Raw genomic sequence first — 226 nt, 5'->3', positions numbered from 1 at the left:
CATCCGCCTCCTGGTCGGGGTGCGGGCAGCAGATGCCGACCGGACCGGTGCCGGTGAGGGCGGCGACGGCGCGCTGGACCAGGGGCTCGGCGAACAGCAGCGGGCGGGTGGCCGCCAGCCGCGGGAAGTTCCCGGTGCACAGCACGAGGGTGGCCGCCGCGCCGTCCGCCTCGGCGCGGGCCACCGCGCGCTCCATCCGGGGCAGCAGCGCGTGGTGGCCCAGGGC

Annotated in this window: 1 protein-coding gene; it reads right to left on the bottom strand. The window is 79.2% G+C overall.

Annotated features, from left to right (window positions below):
• A partial coding sequence (locus ACFV5N_RS26545; protein WP_385604697.1) for an AroM family protein occupies positions 1-226 on the bottom strand: 226 nt, incomplete at both ends.

Source organism: Streptomyces sp. NPDC059853, assembly GCF_042731495.1.
In the GTDB taxonomy this organism is placed as follows: Bacteria; Actinomycetota; Actinomycetes; order Streptomycetales; family Streptomycetaceae; genus Streptomyces.
The sequence above is the reverse complement of the archived record's forward strand: the minus strand, read 5'-3'. Positions and strand labels throughout refer to the sequence as shown.